The organism is Bacillus sp. F2HM, from assembly GCF_019266135.1.
In the GTDB taxonomy this organism is placed as follows: Bacteria; Bacillota; Bacilli; order Bacillales; family Bacillaceae; genus Bacillus; species Bacillus safensis.
In genome coordinates, this window is sequence record NZ_LRMO01000048.1 from 1 (window position 1) to 1,054 (window position 1,054).

Annotated in this window: 1 protein-coding gene; it reads right to left on the reverse strand. The window is 43.9% G+C overall.

The features are described 5' to 3' along the window. Positions 1-1,054, reverse strand: a 1,054-nt coding sequence (locus AWT60_RS18435) for a T7SS effector LXG polymorphic toxin (protein ID WP_218677606.1), incomplete at both ends; no start/stop codon positions are given.

A 1,054-nucleotide genomic window follows, 5' to 3' on the forward strand; every position in this document is an offset into this window, starting at 1 on the left:
CTCGCTTCCTGCTGTTCTTTTGAGATCTTGTTTCCAAACATGTCTCGGCCTGTAATTGCTTCGCTGAAGCCGTTGGTGGCGGTGAGTCCATATAAACCTTTTTGCGATGTTTTCAGGGCGTCAAAGGATTTTTGTGATGTCTTATAGATGTCAACTGCCCTGACTGCGGCTGATGTGGCTTGGGCCGTTTTATAGACAGCTTTTCCGCCTTTGAAAATGCGGCCTGCCCAGCCGACGATTGGGATGTAGCCTGCTGCTGCCATGCCTCCTGCCGCGACTCGCTGTCCTGCGGTGAGTTCCTCGCCTGTGATTGGATCAACGCCTGTTGCGGCACGTTTTGCATCGTTCACGCCGGTCAGTTCATTCACGATGTTTCCACCATAATCGAGGGCTTTTTCATACCAAGGGCGGTTGGCGAGTGCTTCTTGTTCCTTTGCGATTTCGCGGGCTTCTTCTTGTTCTTTTTTGATTTTCAGATATTCAGAAGTTTGCTTCTCAATATCGCTTTTTGCCTTGTAGATTTCGCTATTTTGATACGCTTTCTTGTCAAAATTCATAGGCGAAATCGCTTTTCCGTAATTTGTCGCATTCATCATTTCAGCGTACAATGCCATTGTAGCTTGCTGTTCCGTCTCTGACAAAGCATATTCATCTTTTAAATTTTGATCAAGCTCTCTTAGATCTTTGACCGTCTTTTTTCGTTCATCTTCCGCATCTTCTATTTTTTCATCAAAGGTTTGGCTATCAAATACCTCTAGGGAAATGAGGTCATCAATGTCTTGAAAAATCGTTTTGAGTGCCTTTTTTTGATCCTTTACAATGCTTTTGGCATTCTTGATGCCCATATGTACTGCGTTGTCTAAAAAGTGTTCTTCTATAAAGGTATCGCCGCCAAAGCTCGTATCATCCAGTGTTCCAGAAACACCTTCATGAAAGGCTTTTTGCTTATCAATGAAGCTGATAAACATGTCTACATTTCCAGCGAGCTCTTTATAGAAACTTTTAATGTTATCGGCACCTTTCCCAGTGAAGTCATCACCGAGGTTGGCAACAC